We start from the raw sequence: 21,093 nt of genomic DNA on the forward strand, positions 1-21,093 counted from the left end.
ATTCTATAATTAATCCGAACAGAAATTAAAAAGCCCAAAGCAATCACTTACAATGGTAGTAGCTAATTCCAACCAATATAGGGAGTGATTACTTTGGGTACATCTACTTTATCACGTTTTCAACGTGGCGCACTAGCACAACTGGTCAATGAGGGGAATAAATCTTACCAAGTAATGGCTGACGCCTTAGGCGTCGCCAAAGCTACGATTAGCTATGAGTTGGACCGGGTTAAACCTTATGATCCAGAATTAGCTCAGCAAGATGCAGATCGCAAAAGGCGGAATTGCGGTCGTCGTTCGATGCTGACGGCAGCATTAGCGACTTTAATTACCAATCACTTACGATTAACCTGGTCACCAGAAACCATTGCGGCCGCTTATAACTTGAGCACTGCGTCAATTTATAATTGGCTTAATCGTGGCTGGCTCCCCTTCAAATTGACTGATCTACCCAATCGGAATGTCCGCCAGCACCGAGTGAGCGAAAATCGTGGGAAATTTACAAGTGGGACTTCCATCGAACAACGGCCAACAACTGTTAATCAACGGTTAGCTTTTGGTCATTGGGAAGTAGATACGGTGCTTTCTAGTCGAAGTGAGTCACGATCATGTCTGGTTACATTCGTAGAACGTAAGACCCGACTTCTATGGGCCATCAAAGCCCCTAATAGAACGGCTAAGGCTCTAAACACCGCCTTTGGCAAGTTTATGGGGGCCTTCGGTCCCCAAGTAAAATCCATTACTGTTGATCATGGTAAAGAGTTTGCCAATTATCAGGCCTTAGAACAGGATTATCAGATCAAAGTTTATTTTTGCCATCCATATTCACCATGGGAGCGAGGTTCCAATGAATATTTTAATAGACGGTTACGCTGGTTCTTCCCGAAAAAGACCAATTTTAGCCAAGTAACGACTGATGAGATCCTAGCAGCACTTGAACTAATTAATCAACGACCATTAAAAATACATCATCAACAGACTGCCATTGAAAGATTCCGGGCTTGTTCGGATTAAACTTGTAATTTGCCTCCTGCTATTATTTAGTTCTTATCCCGCAAAGTAGCTATTGAGTCTTGGTTTTTATTTCAAGAATCTCTGTGAGAAAGTCATTGAACCGGGACAATTCCTGTGCGGAGTAATGGCTGGCAATGACCCTGGCCTGTGCTTTCAAGTCCCGATCATACTTAACCTTGGCTTCAGCAATCTGCTGTCCCAAAACCGTCAGTACCAGCTGCCACTGCTTCTTATTGTTTGGTAATCGGGTACGCACCATTAAGCCAAGGTCTATTAACCTTTCAACTGCCCTACTTGCCGTTGGCTGCGAAGTATTGACAGCTGCAGGCAACTCTTTTTGCGGATACGGAGAATTTTTATGCACTGTTGCTACAATCAAAACATCTCTTGTTGACAGCTTGCCAGCCAACGCTCGAATGGTAGCGTCTGGGTTTTCAGAAATTAACCTTTGTTTCTCGTCGTCTTCGGAACTGTCCATCGCTAGCAATTGATTAAGCGATTGGAAAATGTTGTCGAGCATTTTTTCACTTCCATTCACGTGAATTAAAATTTGACATCTAGCTTGTCTACTAATATAATACCAAATGTATTCACGTGAATCAATAATTTAACAACTTTCCTGGAGGAATTAACATGACTAGTGAAACACGCAAACCTGTAATTGGCGTAATTCTGGGTACTAATCGCACGGCCCGACTTGGAGGTGCGGTTGCGGATTGGACGATGAACGCCCTCCGCCGTGATGAGTATAATCTTAAACTGATTGACCTAGCCGCAATCAATTTACCCTTTCTTGATGAGCCGGATATCCCGGCACATGGTCATTATCAAAACGCAAGTACTATTGCTTTCGCAAAGTCTATTGCCGCTTGTGACGGTTTTATTCTTGTATTTCCGCAATATAACTGGGGCTATCCTGCAGTGCTTAAAAACGCGCTCGACACGCTTTTGGCTGAATGGCAAGATAAACCAGTAGGTACCCTTATCTACGGTAACCACTCAATTCAGGCGGATATTGCCATCCGTTTAGTTTTGGCCGGACTAGGAATGCATCAACTTACGACTAATGTTGGTCTCCGGCTTCGTTCAACCACAACCACTGAAACGGTCGCTGATGACTTTCAACCATTCCAACCCTTGGTCGCGACAATGGGTCAAGAACTAGCACTACGATTAACGCCCCAGTCTCGTTAACCATAACTACCTTTCTGATTGTCGCTAACTAAAGACCGCTAACGTCCCCTTACCGGGCTAACGTTAGCGGTCTTCAAAGTCATTAGTGAATCGTATATTTGCGTGTGTAAATCCGGTGATGCTTTTAGTACTTCCCGTCCCGGTTCAACGCCTTCGCCTGCTTCTTCGTTAAATTAATGGTAAAGGTTCCCCGTTTAACGGTCTGGTGGTGCCATCCTCAGCGCCACGGCAACTGGTTGTCGGCATGAACATACAAAAAAACTCCTAGAAGCCGCGGACTTCATAGGAGTTTTTTCATTTAGGTTTAGTTGTTTGCAGATGCCTTTGCAACGACCTGACGGCCATCGTAGAAGCCACAGCTAGGGCAAACCATGTGTGACTTACGAAGTTCACCACAGTTTGGGCAAGGTGTCAAACCAGGAACATTCAACTTAATGTGACCCCGACGCATACGCTTTTTCGTCTTAGACGTTTTCCGTGCTGGTACAGCCAAAGAAAACACCTCCTTTAATTAAAATTATCCACTAGTGAAAAAATTTTTAAGGCTTACAAAGTGACTACTTATCATCCTGATCAGGGAAGAAGTCTTTGAGCTTTGCAAGACGTGGATCAACAGTTTGATTTTCCGCCTCAACCTTCGCAAGGTCCGCTTCACTGACAACCTGCCAGTCATTACCTTCCGGCATTGCGGCCCCCTGCTTTTCGGCATCGGACAGAATGTGCATCGGAATCTGCAGGATGAGGTTATCGCCCACGGCCTTATCGAAATCGATAACGTCGTCGGGAACCACCATCACCACGTCGGTCTTTTCAAACCGTTGCGTGGCGGCAGCGTCCGATACGTAGTACTCAGTCATCTGAAAATCGACTGGTAAAGTCACCGGTGCTAACGACCGGCTTGACGGAACGGTGAGGGTGGCCTTAATCTGAGCCACCACCACAACGTCCCCTTCGCTCACCACGGACACGAGACCCTTAACTTTAACGGGGGTGAGGTCTAAGACCTCATCACCGTACCGGGCCATCAAGTCCGCCTTTAAATCCAAGGTCTCCTCGAAGGCTAACGGTTCGCTTCGGTGAGTCTTACGTAATTCGGTCAACGACCATTTCATCGTTATCCCTCCAATGCAACGTGATAAATTATACCTGTCAAGCGAAATGATGTCAAGGGAATTTCCTTGATAGTCATTCAGAAACCGGAAACTTCACCGGAATTCGCCCATCGTCTTGGCCGATCCCGGTGACCAGCGTCCGCAGCGCGCCGGCCCGGGTGTCCAGGGCCCCCACGCCTCGCTGCCAATCCCGGTCCGCTCGACTGACTAACGGTAAAGTCACGTGTTTTTTAATTTGATGTAAATAGTTTTGGCCCACCGGACGATAGCCCAGCACCCGCAGATACTGCGGTCCGGTCAACATCTCGGTCGGCTTGGTCTGCAAGAGCACCGACGCCGCCTGGCGCTGCAAGCGCGTGTAGGTGTAGCGCTTAGTCTTCACGGCGTGCATAAACGTCGCAAAACTGGTCGCCGTGAGCGCCGCTTTCTTCAGACGGTATTCGACGCCCTCCGTGAGTTGGTACAGCTGCCCGAGGTCCGCCACGTCGCTACTGACCAATTGGTACCGCAGCAACGGCCAGAAATCGTCCCAGCTGGTCAACTGCGCCGTTTGCAGGGCCGTGAGGGTCGTCGGTGGCACCACTGGGGCCACGGTCGCCCAATCGCCCGCTAAGGCCGCCGTGCGGATCGCCGTGGCACTAGCAAACGCCGTTCCCGCTTTGATGGTGGCGTCGTTATGCTGACTGCCCCGCCGACTCAACGGCACCAACGTTAACGGGTCGCCCTGCCGGCGGTTCGCTAACGCGTAGAAGAACCCCAGAATGTCGTTAGCGGCACTTAAGGTAATCCCCGTATGGTCGCGCAGGTAACCCTGAAACAACGTCGCGTAGGTCTGGTCAAAGCGTTTAAACGTCGCCGGATCCGTGGGTAAATGCGCCATCAGGCGGTCGTAATCCAGGTCCGGGTGTTCGGTCCCAAAAGCCAGCCAACGGCACCCCAGCGCGCTTAACAGCTGAACGCCGCCCGCCGCAAACAAATGGGCCGGCTGTAAGGCGCTGGCCGTGGGGAGCTCAATCACCAAATCGGCGCCCCCCGCCAAGGCCAACCGGGCGCGTTGCCACTTGTCCAGCAGGGCCGGTTCGCCCCGTTGAACCCAATTACCACTCAGCGCTACGACCAAGACGTCGGCCCCGGTCGTTTCGCGGACCCGGCGGAGTTGATCGGCGTGCCCGTGATGAAACGGATTGTATTCGGCAATGATGCCGGCCGCCTGTAACGTCATGTTTACGCCTCCCGTGTGACCTCGAAGAACCAGCGCGTGGTCTGGTCGTCGACCTCGGCGTGCCCGAAGTCTGCACTGACCCGGTTCAACGTCAGCCCCGCTAACCGCAACGCCTTCCGGTAGTCCGGTAACAGGTAAGTTCGTTCGTGATGGAGTTCCGTCACCTTCCGGTAGGCGTCGTCGGCCGTATCCTGAATAAAGAAGGTCAGGTCGTGGTCGACCGCGTGTGCCTCGTCTTCGATCCCGTAGCTGGTCCAGATAAAGGCCCGGTGATCGTCGACGTAATTGTACATGTACCCCGGGTACACGTCGTCGGTCTGGTGTGGCGTAATCACGTCAAACAGGAAGGTTCCGCCCACGTTGAGGTGGTCGTGTACCTGCGTGAAGGCCTGCGTCACGGCGTCGAGATCCGGTAAGTAACAAAACGAATCGGCAAAACAGGTCACCGTTTGGTACTGCCCGATGGCGCTTAAGTCCAACATGTCTCCGGCCATTAGCGGAAACGTCACGTCGGCCTCCTGGGCGTGCTTAGCGGCTAGGGCCAGCATCTCTTCGGATAGGTCTAAACCGCTGACCTGGTACCCCTTTTGTGCCAATTGCACACCTAGTCGTCCGCTCCCACAAGCCAGATCCAGCAGTTCGCCGCTAGCCGGATCGACGCGTGAGGCGACAAAATCCAGCCATTGCGTGTACATGGCTGGATCGAATAAATCGTCGTAAAGTTGCGCGAAGGATTGGTAAATCAAGCTTCTACCCAAGCACTCAGGTCGACGAGCGGCGCGTCGGACCAGAGCTTTTCGAGGTTGTAATGGGCCCGTTGTTCCTTCTGGAAGACGTGAATGACCACGTCACCCAAGTCCAACAGGATCCAACTGGCATCGTTCTTCCCTTCGATGTCGCGGACCGTGGCGCCGTTTTCGGCCAACTTGTCGTTGATTTCGTCGGCAATCGCCTTGACCTGGCGGCTCGAGTTGGCTTCCATGATCAAGAAGTAATCGGCCATCAAACTGACCTTTTGCATGTCCAAGGCCACGATGTTTTCGGCCCGCTTGCTTTCGGCGGCTTTAACCGCGATTTCTAATAGTGCTTTACTTTCCATATAAATGTTGTTCTCCTCTCAAACATTGGGATAACGTTGAATCCAAGCATTGTACGTCACTAACGACTTGGGGTAAACGACCTTGCCGTTGTTGATGAGATACGCCAACGTATGCTTAGCTTGGTACGCCACGCCTAAACCGAGTTCTTTGGCGGTTAATTCCCGGGCGCGATCCACCCCAGGGAAATCGCGGGCTGGTTCAATAAAGTCGGCCATGTACACAATCTGTTCCAACGGTGTCATGTACTCGGCCCCGGTGGTATGGTGACGCGTCGCATTTAAGATGTCCTCGTCGGTGATGTGTAGCTCGCGCTTAATCAACTCAGCCCCCACCGCCCCGTGCCAGATGGGATTGCCATAGGCCAACAGGGCCGGATCCAGCCCGTAGCGGTGAATCGCGGCAATAAAGTCCTGATCCGGTCGCTGCTTGGCATAATCGTGGGTTAAACCCGCAACGCTGGCCTTTTCCAGCTCAACCCCGTTGGCTTGGGCCAACTGAATTGCCGTGGCTTCCACCCGCAAGACGTGTTGGTAGCGACTATCATTTAACTGTTCCCGTAAGCGGGCTAATAGCTCCGCTCGGGTTCCGGGAAACCAGTGATGCGTATAGGTCATCTCAGTCACGATACAACAGATGCTCCTTTATATATAAATCCACTAAGGTCGGTACCAGGTAACGCACGGACTGCCCGTTACGGACCCGTTGCCGCACCATGGTCGAACTGATACCAATGTTCGGGACATCGACCCACAGCACCGGATACGGCGACTCATGGGCGTATCCTTGGCGGCAAACGCCCACGAATTGGACCAGTTTGACCAATTCATCGATGCGGTGCCACTTGGGTAGATAGGCCACCATGTCCCCGCCGATGATGAAGTAGTACTGGTTTTCGGGATGCTGCTGGGTCAGCTGCAACATGGTGTCGTAGCTGTAGCTCAATCCGCCCCGTTGCACCTCGGTCAGTTCCAGCTTAAACTGCGGGTTGTCCGCAATGGCCGCCTTGACCATCGCCACTCTGTCGGCCGCGGGAATTGTCAGTTTCCGATCAACGTGGGGTGGTTCGGCATCGGGCATGAACAGCACCTTGTCTAACCCCAATTGGGTGGCCACTTGATCCGCAATCACCAGGTGTCCCAGGTGCGGCGGATTGAAGGTCCCCCCTAAAATTCCAATGCGGCGTTTCTTCGCGGTGGCCGCCATTTGGGTCACCGTTTGCGTACTCGTCCGTTCTGAAATCTTGACCACGTTGTCAAACCTCCCTACATATCTTCAACCACTGGTGAAAAGCGCTGGTTGTCGGCGTCCGTTGCGGGCCGGTACAGGACCAGCACCCGCCCAATCGTTTGGACGACCTGAATATCGGTATTGTCTTCAATGTAGGTCTTGGTGTCGGCCACCGTAACCTCGGCACTTTGTTGCAAGTTAATCTTGATTAACTCCCGTTTTTCTAACGCACCGGTCAGTTGGTCCAACCAGACCTCGGTCAGGCCATTCTTCCCCACGGAAAAGATGGGGCGTAAACTATGGGCCTGAGCCCGTAAATAGCGTTTCTGTTTGCCTCGTAACAAATTAGTTTCCTCCATTATATTAAATCATCGCTCGGCGTAACAACACCCCAACGCCCTCGGGGGCCCAACCGGTCACGTTAACGCCGGCGGGCACGGTAATCCATCCCAACCCTTCAAAGACCAAATCACTCTTGACCGTGGTCTTGAACGCGTGGGCCACCAATGGTGGAAAATCGGAATTATCCGCTTGTGGTGGGGTTAACAGGTCCCCCCGTTGCCGGTCATAGAACTCATCGGCGTTGGCCAATTTGGTCCGATGAAGGTACAGGTTATTTTCGAAGTAGGCCGTAAAGCCCGTCTTCGGGCCTTGGTTATAATCAAACCGGCCGACCCCGCCCAAGAAAAGCGTTTGTTGGTCATTTAGCTGGTAGACCTTCGGCTTGATGGCCTTTTGCGGGGTCACAATCTTCAGGTCCTTGCCCGTTAAGAAGTGTGCCATTTGTTGGTTTTGGATAATCCCAGGGGTATCCACCAACACGTGGTCGTCGTCCAACGGTAACTCGATCTTGTCTAGGGTGGTTCCCGGGAACCGGGACGTGGTAATTAAATCCTTCACGCCGGTGTTCTGTCGGATAATTTGATTAATTAACGTGGACTTCCCCACGTTGGTAACGCCGACCACGTAAACATCACGATCGCCACGGTACTTGTCAATCTTTTGTAGCAGATCGTCGACCGATTGATTGGTCTTAGCACTCAGCAGGGTCACATCGATGGGCCGCAAGCCCGCCTCGTTGGCGCGTTGACGTAACCAATCCTGCAGCTTACTTCGTTTGAGTGAGCTGGGCATCAAGTCTTCCTTGTTGCCGACTAACAAGACTGGGTTTTCCCCCACGAACCGGTGTAGCCCCGGAATCAGACTTCCATTAAAGTCAAAAATATCCACGACATAAACAATCAGGGCGTTCGCGTCCTGAATCTGAGTCAGTAGTTGTAAGAAATCGTCGTCGGTCAGGCCAACGGGAACAATTTCGTTGTAGTGCCGCAGCCGAAAACAGCGTTGACAATACACTTCTTGCGTCTCCGTCGCTAGGCCCTTGTCTAACGCCGATTGGGGCGTGTAACCCGGTGCCGTTTTGTCCGTCGTTTGGAGCACGGCACCACAGCCAATACACCGTAAGGGTTCCCCGTCAACCAGTACGGGGTCAATGTGCTTTGCGTTCATTCAAATCCTCCTGCCAAGTTAATTCTGGGTAAACGTGACGTAACCGCCACATAACAAATTTTTCGAGTAGCCGGTTCCCCTTGGTAATCCACGCGTCCGACTTTAAAATAGGCTTCACCAAGACGCTGCGAACGCCACTGCGATTTGCCGCCCAAACATCGGTCATCAGCTGATCGCCGACCATGATCACCTCATCGCGGCGAAAATGCCACCGCCGTAGTGCCCGGTTCAGTCCCCACGGAAAGGGTTTTAACGCCCGGTGAATATAGGGCAGCTGAAACGGGGCCACGGCCCGATCGACCCGTTGCCGACTATTGTTAGACACCACAATCACCCGGATCCCCGCTAACTCTAATAAATTTAGCCAATGACGAAGCTCGGGGGTCCCGTCCGGATTGTTCCACGCGATTAACGTGTTATCCAAATCCGTTAGAACCGCCCGCACCCCCTGGGCCCGTAAGTCTTTAGGGGTCAAATCATAAATGTTGGTAACCATCCACGTGGGTTTTAATCCAGCAACCATGCGGGTGACTCCTCCCTTCGTCCCAATAATATCTAGCACTATATTATACGCAATCTCAGCGTAATTTACCACTCCGACCCCTTCACTGGACCCGGCGTGATTCACCACCCCTCCCGTGCTTAAGGGGTGGTCTCTCTTAATAAAAAAGACTTCGCTGATCGCCAGCGAAGTCTTTTTCTCATTAACTGAATTAAGCAGCCAATGCGTCCTTAGCTTGGTCAGCTAAGGCCTTGAAAGCAGCAGCATCGTTCACTGCTAAGTCGGCTAACATCTTCCGGTTAACGTCAATGTTGGCTAACTTCAAACCGTGCATCAACTTGCTGTAGCTCAGACCGTTGATCCGGGCTGCGGCGTTGATCCGGGCAATCCAAAGCTTACGGAAGTTACGCTTCGTAGCTTTCCGGTCACGGAAGGAGTATTGGTAACCCTTCCGAACTTGGTCCTTGGCAACCTTGAATAAACGGTGCTTAGAGCCCCGGTAACCCTTGGCTAACTTTAAAACTTTCTTACGACGTGCGCGTGTAACAGTACCGCCTTTAACTCGTGGCATAATCTTTTCCTCCTAAATCAATTCAAACATTATGGCGACGATTAACTCGTCAACCCGAAATTTTAACGACCGAATTACTTTTGTAATAAACTCCGGTAAGTCTTGAGAGTCGTTTGGTCCATCATCCGGGTCCCACGAAGGTTCCGGCGTTGCTTCTTGGTCTTACCGTGGAAACGGTGAGACGTGTAAGCGTTGGCACTCTTGATACCGCCCTTAGCAGTTACTTTAAAACGCTTGGCTGCAGCACGGTTAGTCTTCATCTTTGGCATAGTACGAAATATCCTCCTTGTGTCGGTAATCGCAAATGATTACCGCATCAATCCTTACTTTTTCTCAGCGATGGGCGCCAGCATCAAGAACATGCTCCGACCGTCCATCTTAGGCCGTTGTTCCACCGTGGCGACGTCAGAAGTTTCCTGCGCCATCCGGTTTAACACTTCACGACCAATGTCTTTATGGGTGATTGCCCGGCCCTTAAACCGAATCGACACCCGAACCTTTTCACCCTTCGTCAAGAACTTCTTAGCGTTCTTCAACTTAAAGTTAAAGTCATTGGTATCGATGGTCGGGCTCAGCCGAACTTCCTTAACGCTAACCACTTTTTGTTTCTTACGCGCTTCACGTTGCTTCTTTTGCAACTCAAAACGGTATTTTCCGTAGTCCATAACTTTGGCTACTGGTGGCTTGGCTTTCGGTGCAACCAAAACTAAATCGAGGTTGGCGTCTTCGGCAATCTGCAATGCATCTCGCTTGGACTTGATTCCTAATTGGTCACCGTTGTCGGCAATCAACCGAACTTCGCGTGCGCGAATTCCCTCGTTGACAATCGTGTCGTTTGCTATGGTAATCCACCTCCAAAATAATCTTGAGAATCACATGAGACAAAAAATGCGGGAACCTTTGATGAAAATCAAACGGCTCCCGCAAGAAATTCCAGTCTAAATGACGGAATTAACGTGCATATCCAGCCCAGCAACATGGGGTCACTAGGCGAGAAGCGGTAGCCTCTGCTTAATTTCTCAACTCAACCATCATATCAGGATCGATTGAGCTTGTCAACCACCTTTTAGCGGTTAATTGCGACTACAGCTTTAATGGTTCCGGTAGATCACCGTTTAGCCTGGCAGAGAAACGGTCATCACAACAACCCTTAAATCGCACTTTTTAGTCCAGCTTTTGTGTTACTTATCTTGATCCAGCTTCTTTTCAACCTTGCTTTCTTCGCCCTTCGCGTCGCCTTCACGACTGTAAGAAGCGATGTCGGCCAAGATTTCCTTCATGAAGGCGTCACTGCTCATTGAAACGGCCTCGTCTTCACCGTACTTCCGCACGGAGACACTGTTGTTGGCCATTTCTTGTTCCCCAACAACCAAGGTGTACGGAATCTTGTGCGTCTGGGCATCCCGGATCAGGTAGCCCATCTTTTCGCCCCGCTTGTCGACGTTAACCCGGATGTCGGCCGCCTTCATTGCAGCAGCTAACTTATCGGCGTAAGCGCCGTGCTTTTCTTCGGAAACGGGGATGATCGTCACTTGCTTAGGTGCCAACCAGGTTGGGAAGGCTCCCTTGTAGATTTCGGTCAGGTAAGCGGTGAACCGTTCCATCGTGGAAACCAGCCCACGGTGAATCATGACTGGCCGGTGTTCTTCACCATCGGCCCCAACGTAGTGTAAGTCAAAGCGTTCTGGCAACATGAAGTCCAATTGAATGGTGGATAACGTTTCTTCGTTCCCCATGGCCGTCTTGGTTTGCACGTCCAACTTTGGACCGTAAAAGGCTGCTTCCCCTTCGGCTTCGACGTAATCCAAGCCCAGGTCATCCATGGCACCCTTCAACATGTGTTGTGCCTTGTTCCACATTTCGTCATCGTCGAAGTACTTTTCGGTGTTCTTCGGGTCACGGTAACTCAAGCGGAAGGTGTAATCGTTGATGTCGAAGTCCGCGTAGACTTGAACCATCAACTTCAAGATGCGCTTGAATTCGTCTTGGATTTGGTCTGGCGCCACGAAGGTGTGTCCATCGTTTAACGTCATTTCCCGAACCCGTTGTAACCCACTCAGGGCACCGGACTTTTCGTAACGGTGCATCATCCCAAGTTCAGCGATCCGTAATGGCAATTCCCGGTAAGAACGGATGTGGTGGTTGTAAATCTGAATGTGGCTTGGGCAGTTCATTGGCCGCAATTCCAGCATTTCGCCATCACCCATGTCCATTGGTGGGAACATGTCTTCACGGTAGTGAGCCCAGTGACCAGATTGCTTGTAAAGGTCCAGGTTAGCTAGCACTGGGGTGTACACGTGTTGGTAGCCGTTAGCGACTTCCTTGTCGATGATGTAACGTTCGATGGTCCGCCGAATCGTGGCCCCGTTTGGCATCCAGTAAGGTAAGCCGGCCCCGACCTTAGGATCAACGAAGAACAAGTCCAATTGGTTCCCGATGACCCGGTGATCCCGTTCGCGAGCTTCTTGCCGCTTAGCTAAGTCGTCCTTTAAGTCGCCATCCTTGAAGAAGACGGTCCCGTAAATCCGTTGGAGCATTGGGTTTGAGGACTTGCCTTGCCAGTAAGCGCCGGCAACGGACAATAGCTTAAAGTGCTTAACGTCGCCGGTGTTGGCGAGTTGGGCCCCATCGCTTAAGACTTGGTAATCCCCAATCTGTAAGAACGGTACTTGGTCGCCAGCAACCGCCTTGATCAACTCGGTGCTGAACGGATCATCCTTGGCTTGGGCCAAAGCATCGTCCTTGCTTAAGGAGATCCGCTTGATGTCTAACTTATCCTTGGCTAATTTTTCAATGACCACGGCCAGTGCGTCCAGTTCGTCGGCACTAACTTGTTGGTCGTCCTTGTCGGTATCCACGTAGAAGCCGTCTTCTTCGGCACTAGCAGCCCCCAAACGGATTCCTGGGAAGTCCTTCTTTAACGCAATCCGGAGCAAGGCTGCGGCGGTGTTGCGTAACACCCCTAAGCCCGCGGCGTCGCTCTTCGTCACAATTTCGATGTCGCCGTCGCCCTTCAGTGGGGTCAGGTAGTCGACCAAGTCACCGTTATACTTAGCGGCAACGGCCTTCTTTGCTAAACTAATTGAAATGGACTTGGCAACGTCTTGCGGCGTCGTCCCTTCGGCGAAGGCTTGTACCTTGCCGTCGGGGAACTTGATAGAAATATCTGCCATAATATCTGATCTCCCTCTTCTGTATTTGAGTAGCTACGCAAAAAGTCCCCAGCATCCAATTAAGGACACTGGGGACGTCAATAACGTGGTTCCACCCGATCTTCTTCACGGAGACTGCGCCCCCGTGAACTCTAGTCGTCGATAACGGAACGGACCGGCCGAAAATTTCCTTTCGACTGCTACAAGAGCGGTAATCCTAGCGGGCGTTTAAGGGAACTTCCAATCAAGGTTCCCTCTTCCTGGAAACGTCACCGCTAAAATCGTATCTCTTGTCTAAGCATTTGTTGCCTCAACGTCTATTAAACACTCGCGGCTACCCCTTGTCAAGGATAAGTCGTCATTTTTATTGTGGCCGGCGATTTGCTCCCACCATGACGATTTCTCGCGCTAAGAACCGAATCCGTTGCATCAATCGTTGGGCCTTCAGGGGTTCGTCATCCCCGCGCGTGGAGATTCGTAAGTGTTCGTTTTCCAACTGGGCCATGGAGAAATTCGAACTGAAAAACGTCGGCAACTCCTCCTGCATCCGGTACTCTAAGATCACGCCCAGCACGTCATCGCGGACCCACGCGGACATGGCGTCGGCCCCGATATCGTCGATCATCAGGATGGGCGCTTTTTTAATTGCATCCAGTTTGTCACCGACCCCGTTTTTGGAGATGGCGTTTTTCATTTCGACCGCAAAGCTCGGAAAGTGAACCAGCGTACTGGAAAACCCATCGGCGGCCAATTGGTTGGCAACCGCCGCTAGTAAGTAAGTTTTCCCGACGCCAAAACTCCCCGACAGGTACAGGGCCTGGTGGCGATGGTGGGGACTGTTCTCGTAATTATCGATAAACTCCGTCGCTGCCATTAAGGCTTCCATACGGTTGTTATCGTTATCGAAATTATCCAGCTCCGCATTACGGATATCTTTCGGCATCGCAATGGCCCGCACACGGCGTTGTAACTGCTGCTGCGCCTGTTTTTCCATGGTTGCTGCCGTCGGGACGTAGGCGACGTCGAGCAGATGGTTGGCAACAATCAACCGGGGTTCGTACCCCGTGGCAAAGGTCTGACCACCCTGCCGCACTTTATCGCGTTCCGTGACAAACTCGTAGATTTTTGAAGCCGAACGGACCAAAACGTCCTCCGCAAGGTCGGCCTGGTTAGCCTGAATAAAAGCCGTGACCTCCGGATCGGCAAACGCCTGGTCCATCAACTGCCGGTAATTACGATTCAAATGGCGCTTACTCATCATGTCTTGCATCGTTTTGCTGATATCTTCCATCAGGATTCCTCCTTTCCTTCACGCCGCTGTTTAAACCGGGCAATCCGGTCGGCGAGTTCTTGCTTCTGTTGGGCCGTATACTGGGCTGGTTTGCCCGTCGGTACCGGATTGTCCTTCGTCGGTTTTTTCGCCCAATCCGGCAACGTTTCCTTAACCGTCGGGGTCCCGCGCCGACTGCCCGTCCGGCGGGATTTAGGCTGTTGCGCCGCCCTCTGTCGGTCACGGATCTTGTCAATGGCCTGCGTGGGCGTCTGAATTCCCGCCTTACTCCAATCGTTTGCGATGGTATCCAAAAGATTCTTATTCAGCGTAGCCCGGTCCTCGTCGACCAACACGTGGTAAATCATCAGGTTAAGTACGCTGGTGGGAAATAATTGTCGACTCACTAGGTCCCGCACGATGCGCTGCTCGCCATCGGTAATAAAGCCCCCGGTCTGCTTCTTAATCGCTTGTAAAAAATTGACGGGGGGTGTGGCCGTGGCTACCTGAATCAACGCCTGCTGGGCGGACGTCGTGGTGGTCGCGGCTGCCGGCGGTGTCACAGCCGCCTTAACGGTTTGCCCACGGTGAGCTTGTCCAAACTGCTGGGCAATTAAGCGTTTGAATTGTTCCGCGTCAAATTGGTTGGTCGCCAGATTAGTCGCTTCTCCAATAAACCGTGCCATGGTGGGTTCATCGATCCCGTAAGTGGCGTGTTCCGTTAAAAATAACGCTCGGTGAGTCTGTAAGGCCCGCGTATCCACGTACGAATGTTCGAGAATTTGGCCCAGCAATTGCCAATCAAAGTCCGTGGCCACGTCCCCCAGTTGTGGGGTCGCGGGTGTGGCCTGAAAGTGTTGGCGACTACTCGTCACCGCAGCGGGTAGCTGTTTGAGCTCTCCCCCCACTACCTGAAACACGTCCAAAAAGGTCTTGGTGATATCTTGACCGGAAGTTGGCGCACTGGCTAGGGTGTTTTGGGTCACCAACTCCCGGTAAAAGTCCTCCCCCACGGCGTCTAAGAGTTGCACGCTTAACAAATCGTCGTTAAAAAAGGCCGTCGGTAACAACGGGGCGTGCAGCGTATAGGTAAACGTGGTGAGCTCATCTACCCGGTCGACCGTGGTGGTCAGTAAGCCCGTGGCCTCCAAGCGAATTCGAGCATCATAAAAGTGCGCCAAGTCCACGCCCAACGTCGCTAACAAGACCGCGTGGCGGTGGAGGTGCTCCCGTTGGGGTAACCAAAAGAGACCGCTAAACGCTCCAGCGGCCAGCGGTCCAATCACGGGTTGATACAGCTGACTTAACGTCTGCCAGCTTTGTTCCGTTAGGCGATCGGCTAAGCGAACCACGAAGCCCGTTTTGGGACTTAATTGGTGCCAAGAATCCTCCATTGCCTACTTCGCCTCACTTTGCCCCTTTTGGTGATGATTTTGATCTGCTTTCAGTTTGTCCTTATCCAAAATATCCTTCAATTCGTTGAAGAACACCCCGGTATCCTTGAATTGCCGGTAAACACTAGCAAACCGGATATAGGCGATTTCATCCACGTCGACCAGCCGGTTCATGACGTACTCGCCAATCACCTGACTTGAAATCTCGTTAACGCCTAGTGCTCTAATCTTGTTTTCCACTTCGTCGACGATGGCGGTCATGGCGTCCATGCCCACCGGTCGTTTTTCAGCCGAACGGATAATGCCCCGTAGGATCTTTTCGCGGTTAAACTCTTCGCGCGTCCCGTTTTTCTTAATCACAAGTAACGGGGTAACTTCCACGCGTTCGAACGTCGTGAACCGAAAGCCGCAGCTCTCGCACTCCCGACGGCGACGAATCACCCGGCCGTCGTCGGTGGGACGACTATCTACGACCCGGGAGCCATTGTGATGACAGTGCGGACACTGCATAATTGGTCACCTCATTTTACTTTAAGTGTACTGGTTAAAATTTATTCGCGTCAAGCCATTTTACCACTTGTTGGTGCGTTTGGGTAATGTCCCCGCGATTATCAATCACCGTGTCCGCCGCCGCCACCTTCCGGGCAAGCGGCCATTGCCGGTCAATGCGGGCTTGCGCTTCGGCCGCCGACAACCCATTACGGGCCATCAGGCGTTGCTTTTGTTGCGCGGGCGTGGCCACGACCACCATGATTTGATCGACCCAGTCTTGCAGATACCCCACCTCAAATAGGGTCGGCGCGTCGACCACCACTAACGGGGCTTCGCGCCGACGGTACTCGGCCAGTTGACGGCGAATCTCGGCTTGGATCCGCGGCGTGGTGATCGCCGTAAGCCGGGCTAACTGGGCCGGATCGCTAAAGACCAACCGGCCCAACTTGTGCCGATCTAACGTCCCATCGGCCTGGAGATAGTCGTCGCCAAAGGCCGCTGCAATCTCTTCTAGCCCCAACGTCCCGGGGGCTTCCACGTCGCGAGCAATCAGGTCCGCATCGATAATGGGAATGCCGGCTTGTTTCAGCCAGGCACTCACAGTCGACTTTCCGGTGGCAATCCCACCGGTCAATCCCCAGACTCTAGTCATCGTCAAACATCCCCTCGGCCGATGGTGGTAAGGGCTGGCAGTGCGGGCAATAGTGCGTCCCTCGCTGGGCAACCTTGATTTTCACGATTTCGGTGCCACACCGATCGCAGGGTTCGCCCTCCCGACCATAGACGTGCAGATCGTTTTGGAACTGTCCGGCTTCCCCGAAAGCCGTCGAGAAGGAGTGCACGGTGGTACCGTGCCCGGCAATGGCCTTCTTGATTTCGGCGATGATGGCCTGTCGCAACGTTTCCAGTTGGTCGGTCGTGACCGTGTCCACCGGGGTCAGCGGATTAATCTTGGCTAACCAGAGCACTTCATCGGCGTAGATGTTGCCCAACCCCGCAATGCGCGACTGGTCCAACAAGAACGGCTTGATGATCTTATGCGACTTGCCGAAGATCTTTTGCATGTAGGCTAACGTCAAGGTATCGGCCGTGGGCTCGGGGCCCATCTTGGCTAACGACGGCAGCGCTTCGGCCTCCGTGCCGGTCTTGACTAACCGCATCCGGCCGAATTTGCGGGTGTCCGTGTAGCGCAGCTCCCGCTGGTCGGTCAGGTGAAAGATCACGTGGGTGTGCTTGGTCACGGGACTACCCTCGGGTTGGACGTCGTACTTGCCCTCCATCCGTAGGTGCGACACCATGGTCAACTCACCGCTGAACCGAAACAGCAGGTACTTGCCCCGCCGGTCAATTTTTTCAATTTGGCGACCGATCAGCTCGGCCGTAAAAACTTCCGGCTCGGGCGTGACCATCTTGGGGTAAAGAACCTCGACGTGGTCAATGGTGGCGCCAGCGACCAACTGGGTCAGCCCGCGCCGAACCGTTTCAACTTCTGGTAATTCTGGCATACGTTTTCCTTCTTTCCGCCTACTTCACGTCGTACCAGGTCGGCCCATAGTGGCTGTCGACCTTCAACGGAATCTCCAGTTGCACGGCCGAATCCATGATCTTCGGAACCAGCTTTTCCAGCGTCGCCATTTCCTCGGCAGGGGCCTCGAAGATCAGTTCATCGTGGACCTGTAAGAGCATCGTGGCCTGAAGATCCTTGATGGCGTCTTCCATTCGGATCATCGCAATTTTGATGATGTCCGCGGCACTCCCCTGGATGGGGGTGTTCATGGCCGTCCGTTCGGCAAAGGAACGTTGGTTAAAGTTCCGGGAATTGATATCCGGCAAATACCGCCGCCGGTGCGCGATGGTCTCAACGTAGCCTTGTTCGTGCGCCAGCTGGACCATCCGTTCTGTATAGGCCTTGACGCCCGGATATTCCTCGAAGTAGGTGTCAATAAATTGTTTAGCTTGTTTGCGGGGAATGCCAATGTTTTGGGACAACCCAAAATCACTGATGCCGTAGACGATCCCAAAGTTGACCGCCTTAGCTTGCCGCCGAATGTTCGGCGTGACTTCCTCATCGGGACCCAACTTAAAGATCCGCCGGGCGGTGGCCGCGTGAATGTCTTGGCCCTCACGGAAGGCTTCCTGCATGTTGGCGTCGTGACTCATGTGGGCCAACACCCGTAGTTCGATCTGCGAATAGTCGGACGAGAAGATCTGCCAGCCCGGATGCCGCGGAATGAAGGCCTTGCGGATCGCCTTCCCTTCCTCGCTACGGACCGGGATGTTTTGTAAGTTCGGGTCCACGGACGACAGCCGGCCGGTCTGGGTCAGCGTCTGCAGGTAGCGGGTGTGGACCTTGTGGTCGTCGGGGTGAATCACCTTCAGCAGGCCTTCCACGTAGGTCGACTGGATCTTCGCAATCTTGCGGTACTTCAAGATATTCTCGGCGATTGGCGCGTCGGCCGCCAGCTTCTCCAAGACGCCCACGGCCGTGGAATATCCGGTCTTGGTCTTCTTGATCACCGGTAAGCTCATCTTTTCAAACAAGATGTGGCCCAGTTGCTTGGGTGAACCGATGTTGAATTCTTCGCCGGCCTCGTTGTAAATCGTTTGTTCAATCTCGGCGAGTTGTTCGCTGAACTTGCTGCCCATGGCCTCGAGTTCGCTGGCGTCCACCGTGATCCCGGCGATTTCCATCCGGGCCAACACGAAGGCCATCGGGAGTTCGATCTCCCGGTACAGTTTGACCTGGTCGTTAGTCTCCAGGTCCTGGAAGAGTTGGGCCTTGAGGTGTTCGATGGCCCGGGCCTTGCGGGCTAAGTGGGTGAAGAAAACGGTGTCGTCGGTCGGAATTGCGCGCTTGGCGCCCCGCCCGTAGACGTCTTCGTCGGTCTCGACCTGATCGTAGCCGTGTTCGGCGGCCACTCGGCCCAGGTCGTTACTGTTATCGTAGGTGTTCAGCAGATACGAAGCCAACAAGAGGTCCCCGTCGACGCCGGCTAAGGTGATATTCAGCCGGTTTAAGCCCACGTAGGTCCGCTTGGCGTCAAAGACCTGCTTAGGCCGTTGGGCGTCTTCCAGGTAGCCCTTCAGGGGGTCTTCTTGTAACAACTGCACGTCGCGGCTGACCCACCAGTGGTCCTGAGCGCCAATCACGAACCCGGCAAACTCGGCCAGGTGGTAATTATCCCCGTCCATTTCCAGGTAGAAGGCACACTCGCCGTCCAGCTGAACGCTACTGAGGTTCGCGGCTGTTAACTCGGTGTAGGCGATGTCTTGTAACCCGGGTAAAGCGCTGGGCGTTTCACCGTCCACGGATAAACCCTGTAAGAACTTACGAAAGTCCATCTGTTGGTAAAAGGCCACTAACGCGTCCATGTCAGGGCCGTTGTAGACCAGGTCGTCTAACGTTAGTTCGACCGGTGCGTCCCGGTTGATGGTTGCCAACTGCTTCGACAGCACGGCGTTATCGTGATCTTCGATGAGGTGTTCCTTGAGCTTCTTGGCGGTGATCTCGTCAATGTGATCGTAAACGCCCTCGACGCTGCCGTACTTGTCAATCAAGTCGACGGCCCGTTTCGGCCCCACCCCGGTCACGCCGGGATAGTTGTCGGACGTGTCGCCCCGTAGACCCTTGATGTCAATGATTTGTTCGGGCGTCACGCCCAGTTTTTCTTTGACATAGGCTGGCGTGTAGTGTTCAATTTCGCTAACGCCCTTCTTCGAAATCGCCACCGTGGTCCGCTCGTCGGCCAGTTGGGTCAAATCCCGGTCTCCGGTCACAATCGTAGTGGTAAAACCGGCCGCCTCGGCGCGTTTGGCCGTGGTCCCGATGATGTCGTCGGCTTCGTAGTTAGGCAGTTCGTAGGTCTTGATGCCCCGCGCCGTTAACAGCTTCTTGAGGTACGGAAATTGCTCGGACAGTTCCGGGGCCGTCTTGGCTCGGCCGCCCTTATAGTTGTCATACATTTTCGTTCGAAACGTCACCTTACCGGCATCGAAAGCCACCAGCACGTGCGTGGGTTTAACGTTGTCTAACATGGTCTCCAACATCGTATTGAAGCCGTAAATGGCATTGGTGTGTAATCCCTCACCGTTGGTAAACCGGCCCAGGGAATTATACAAGGCAAAAAACGCCTTAAAGGCCACACTGTTCCCGTCGATCAATAATAATCGTTTCTCCGCCATAATGGGCTCCTTTCACGCGACTTAACCGCCCGTCGCGTTCGCATATTCTGGGTCTATTTTACCAAAAAAACGGGCAAACCCGAAACAAAACCTAAGTGTCGCGCGATAAAAAAAGCCCCGGCCCGCGGCCGAGACTCTTAATCCTTCATTTCAACGGGCCTTAGTCGCGACTGCCACCAAAGATTCCGAAGATTTGTAACAGTTGTAAGAACAGGTTGACGAAGTCCAGGTACAGTTGTAAGGCCCCGTTAATGGCGAGTCCCGTCATGGATACCTGATCCCCGTATTGCAAGTACATCTTTTGCATCTTCTGCGTGTCCCAAGCGGTCAAAGCCGCAAAGATAATCACGGCGATAAACGAGAAGATCAACGCAACCATGTTGTTCTGTAAGAACATGTTGATGATCATGGCCACGATCAACCCGATCAACGCGGCCGTGGCTTGCGTCCCAATCCGGGATAAGTCGCGCTTCGTCGTCAACCCGATGGTCGCCATGGTTAAGAACACGGCGGCACTGGAGACGAACGCCCCAGCCATCGCGGCGCCGGTGTACACGTAGGCGTACATCGACACGACCGCCCCGGTCAAGACCGCGTAAATCATCAACCCGACGATAGCGGTGGTTGGCCGCTTCATGGACTGACCCGAGATCACAAACGGTAAGATAAACCAAGCAATCAGGGCGATCAACATGCCGCCACTGCTCATCCGCACGTTGCTAGCCACCATCAGGTAAGCCGTCAAGGCGGAAACTAAGACTGAAGCCCCCATCCAACCGAACATCCGGGTCAAAAAGGCGTTCAGGCCGACTTGGGTATTAATCGTTTCACGGGGCTGTTGTTGAAAATTGTTCATAAAAGCGCTCCTTCTTTCAAATCAATTCCCGACTTAGCTACTGAGTAAACCAGTAGCCACTCTTTAAATTTACTAAGATACATTCTACCAAATTCAATCGCAAAGGGCCAATAATCTATCTGGATTGTGCGATTATTGGTCAGGATTAGTCACAAAATGGCCAGCCAGTTAGGTCGTTGACCTACTGAGCGCCGGGTACCAGGCACCGGACTTGCCGGTTTCTCAACGTGACGCCCGGTGCGGGTTCCACTGGTCAAAAAAGGGACGGCCGCAGCCATCCCCCTTCGTCAGTTAAC

At 52.9% G+C, this 21,093-nt stretch carries 24 protein-coding genes; 2 read left to right on the forward strand and 22 right to left on the reverse strand.

What is annotated here, in order from left to right:
- Nucleotides 1-93: 93 nt before the first annotated feature.
- Nucleotides 94-1,014 carry an IS30-like element ISLsa1 family transposase gene (locus RI501_RS08550; protein ID WP_011373852.1) on the forward strand — a complete coding sequence of 307 codons (921 nt, stop codon included), beginning with the start codon at nt 94-96 and terminating at the stop codon, nt 1,012-1,014.
- 49 nt (nt 1,015-1,063) lie between these two features.
- Here the strand turns inward: RI501_RS08550 and RI501_RS08555 are convergent, their stop codons facing one another.
- Complete coding sequence (locus RI501_RS08555; protein ID WP_313821739.1) at nt 1,064-1,534, reverse strand: MarR family winged helix-turn-helix transcriptional regulator; 471 nt, start codon at nt 1,532-1,534, stop codon at nt 1,064-1,066.
- 113 nt (nt 1,535-1,647) lie between these two features.
- Here RI501_RS08555 and RI501_RS08560 point away from each other — a divergent pair, with 113 nt between their 5' ends.
- Entirely contained in the window at nt 1,648-2,208 is a 561-nt protein-coding gene (locus tag RI501_RS08560; RefSeq protein WP_313821741.1) for an NADPH-dependent FMN reductase, read from the forward strand.
- A 304-nt stretch (nt 2,209-2,512) separates the two neighbouring features.
- Here RI501_RS08560 and rpmF read toward each other — a convergent pair whose 3' ends face one another.
- The 21 genes from rpmF to RI501_RS08665 all read right to left on the reverse strand — a co-directional run bounded on the left by rpmF (nt 2,513) and on the right by RI501_RS08665 (nt 20,797).
- Nucleotides 2,513-2,701 (reverse strand): 50S ribosomal protein L32, encoded by a 189-nt coding sequence (gene rpmF, locus RI501_RS08565; RefSeq protein WP_313821743.1) that lies wholly within the window; start codon nt 2,699-2,701, stop codon nt 2,513-2,515.
- A gap of 64 nt (nt 2,702-2,765) precedes the next feature.
- Complete coding sequence (locus tag RI501_RS08570) at nt 2,766-3,320, reverse strand: DUF177 domain-containing protein (RefSeq protein ID WP_313821745.1); 555 nt, start codon at nt 3,318-3,320, stop codon at nt 2,766-2,768.
- 73 nt (nt 3,321-3,393) lie between these two features.
- Nucleotides 3,394-4,542, reverse strand: a complete 1,149-nt coding sequence (locus tag RI501_RS08575) for a nucleotidyltransferase (protein WP_313821747.1) — start codon at nt 4,540-4,542, stop codon at nt 3,394-3,396.
- Between the two features lie 2 nt (nt 4,543-4,544).
- Entirely contained in the window at nt 4,545-5,288 is a 744-nt protein-coding gene (locus tag RI501_RS08580) for a class I SAM-dependent DNA methyltransferase (protein ID WP_087742147.1), read from the reverse strand.
- On the reverse strand, nt 5,285-5,641 hold the full coding sequence (gene rsfS / locus RI501_RS08585; protein ID WP_313821750.1) for a ribosome silencing factor: 357 nt from the start codon (nt 5,639-5,641) through the stop codon (nt 5,285-5,287). Before rsfS ends, RI501_RS08580 begins: the two co-directional genes overlap by 4 nt.
- Before the next feature lie 18 nt (nt 5,642-5,659).
- Complete coding sequence (yqeK, locus tag RI501_RS08590; protein WP_396442534.1) at nt 5,660-6,256, reverse strand: bis(5'-nucleosyl)-tetraphosphatase (symmetrical) YqeK; 597 nt, start codon at nt 6,254-6,256, stop codon at nt 5,660-5,662.
- A 1-nt stretch (nt 6,257) separates the two neighbouring features.
- On the reverse strand, nt 6,258-6,890 hold the full coding sequence (locus tag RI501_RS08595) for a nicotinate-nucleotide adenylyltransferase (protein ID WP_313821751.1): 633 nt from the start codon (nt 6,888-6,890) through the stop codon (nt 6,258-6,260).
- 14 nt (nt 6,891-6,904) lie between these two features.
- Entirely contained in the window at nt 6,905-7,228 is a 324-nt protein-coding gene (gene yhbY, locus RI501_RS08600; RefSeq protein ID WP_313821753.1) for a ribosome assembly RNA-binding protein YhbY, read from the reverse strand.
- Between the two features lie 4 nt (nt 7,229-7,232).
- Nucleotides 7,233-8,378: a ribosome biogenesis GTPase YqeH gene (yqeH, locus tag RI501_RS08605; RefSeq protein ID WP_313821754.1), complete on the reverse strand. Its 1,146-nt coding sequence runs from the start codon at nt 8,376-8,378 to the stop codon at nt 7,233-7,235.
- Nucleotides 8,359-8,901 (reverse strand): YqeG family HAD IIIA-type phosphatase, encoded by a 543-nt coding sequence (locus tag RI501_RS08610; RefSeq protein WP_396442517.1) that lies wholly within the window; start codon nt 8,899-8,901, stop codon nt 8,359-8,361. Before RI501_RS08610 ends, yqeH begins: the two co-directional genes overlap by 20 nt.
- Nucleotides 8,902-9,091: 190 nt before the next feature.
- On the reverse strand, nt 9,092-9,451 hold the full coding sequence (gene rplT / locus RI501_RS08615) for a 50S ribosomal protein L20 (protein WP_313821756.1): 360 nt from the start codon (nt 9,449-9,451) through the stop codon (nt 9,092-9,094).
- A gap of 74 nt (nt 9,452-9,525) precedes the next feature.
- On the reverse strand, nt 9,526-9,720 hold the full coding sequence (rpmI, locus tag RI501_RS08620; RefSeq protein ID WP_313821758.1) for a 50S ribosomal protein L35: 195 nt from the start codon (nt 9,718-9,720) through the stop codon (nt 9,526-9,528).
- A 54-nt stretch (nt 9,721-9,774) separates the two neighbouring features.
- On the reverse strand, nt 9,775-10,278 hold the full coding sequence (infC, locus tag RI501_RS08625; RefSeq protein ID WP_313823188.1) for a translation initiation factor IF-3: 504 nt from the start codon (nt 10,276-10,278) through the stop codon (nt 9,775-9,777).
- 354 nt (nt 10,279-10,632) lie between these two features.
- On the reverse strand, nt 10,633-12,624 hold the full coding sequence (thrS, locus tag RI501_RS08630; protein WP_313821760.1) for a threonine--tRNA ligase: 1,992 nt from the start codon (nt 12,622-12,624) through the stop codon (nt 10,633-10,635).
- 343 nt (nt 12,625-12,967) lie between these two features.
- Nucleotides 12,968-13,894 (reverse strand): primosomal protein DnaI, encoded by a 927-nt coding sequence (gene dnaI, locus RI501_RS08635; protein WP_313821763.1) that lies wholly within the window; start codon nt 13,892-13,894, stop codon nt 12,968-12,970.
- The gene (locus tag RI501_RS08640) at nt 13,894-15,267 is read right to left on the reverse strand and encodes a replication initiation and membrane attachment family protein (RefSeq protein WP_313821765.1); all 1,374 of its coding nucleotides are present in this window, start codon (nt 15,265-15,267) and stop codon (nt 13,894-13,896) included. Before RI501_RS08640 ends, dnaI begins: the two co-directional genes overlap by 1 nt.
- Before the next feature lie 3 nt (nt 15,268-15,270).
- Nucleotides 15,271-15,777, reverse strand: coding sequence for a transcriptional regulator NrdR (gene nrdR / locus RI501_RS08645; protein ID WP_313821768.1), 507 nt, complete (start codon nt 15,775-15,777; stop codon nt 15,271-15,273).
- Nucleotides 15,778-15,811: 34 nt separating this feature from the next.
- The gene (gene coaE, locus RI501_RS08650) at nt 15,812-16,411 is read right to left on the reverse strand and encodes a dephospho-CoA kinase (RefSeq protein ID WP_313821770.1); all 600 of its coding nucleotides are present in this window, start codon (nt 16,409-16,411) and stop codon (nt 15,812-15,814) included.
- Entirely contained in the window at nt 16,404-17,264 is an 861-nt protein-coding gene (mutM, locus tag RI501_RS08655) for a bifunctional DNA-formamidopyrimidine glycosylase/DNA-(apurinic or apyrimidinic site) lyase (protein ID WP_313821772.1), read from the reverse strand. The genes coaE and mutM overlap by 8 nt, the downstream gene beginning before the upstream one ends.
- Nucleotides 17,265-17,283: 19 nt before the next feature.
- Nucleotides 17,284-19,941: a DNA polymerase I gene (gene polA, locus RI501_RS08660; protein WP_313821773.1), complete on the reverse strand. Its 2,658-nt coding sequence runs from the start codon at nt 19,939-19,941 to the stop codon at nt 17,284-17,286.
- A gap of 160 nt (nt 19,942-20,101) precedes the next feature.
- Nucleotides 20,102-20,797, reverse strand: a complete 696-nt coding sequence (locus RI501_RS08665; protein WP_313821775.1) for a Bax inhibitor-1/YccA family protein — start codon at nt 20,795-20,797, stop codon at nt 20,102-20,104.
- Nucleotides 20,798-21,093 lie beyond the last annotated feature (296 nt).

This window comes from Levilactobacillus zymae (assembly GCF_032190635.1).
GTDB classification, from domain to species: Bacteria; Bacillota; Bacilli; order Lactobacillales; family Lactobacillaceae; genus Levilactobacillus; species Levilactobacillus zymae_A.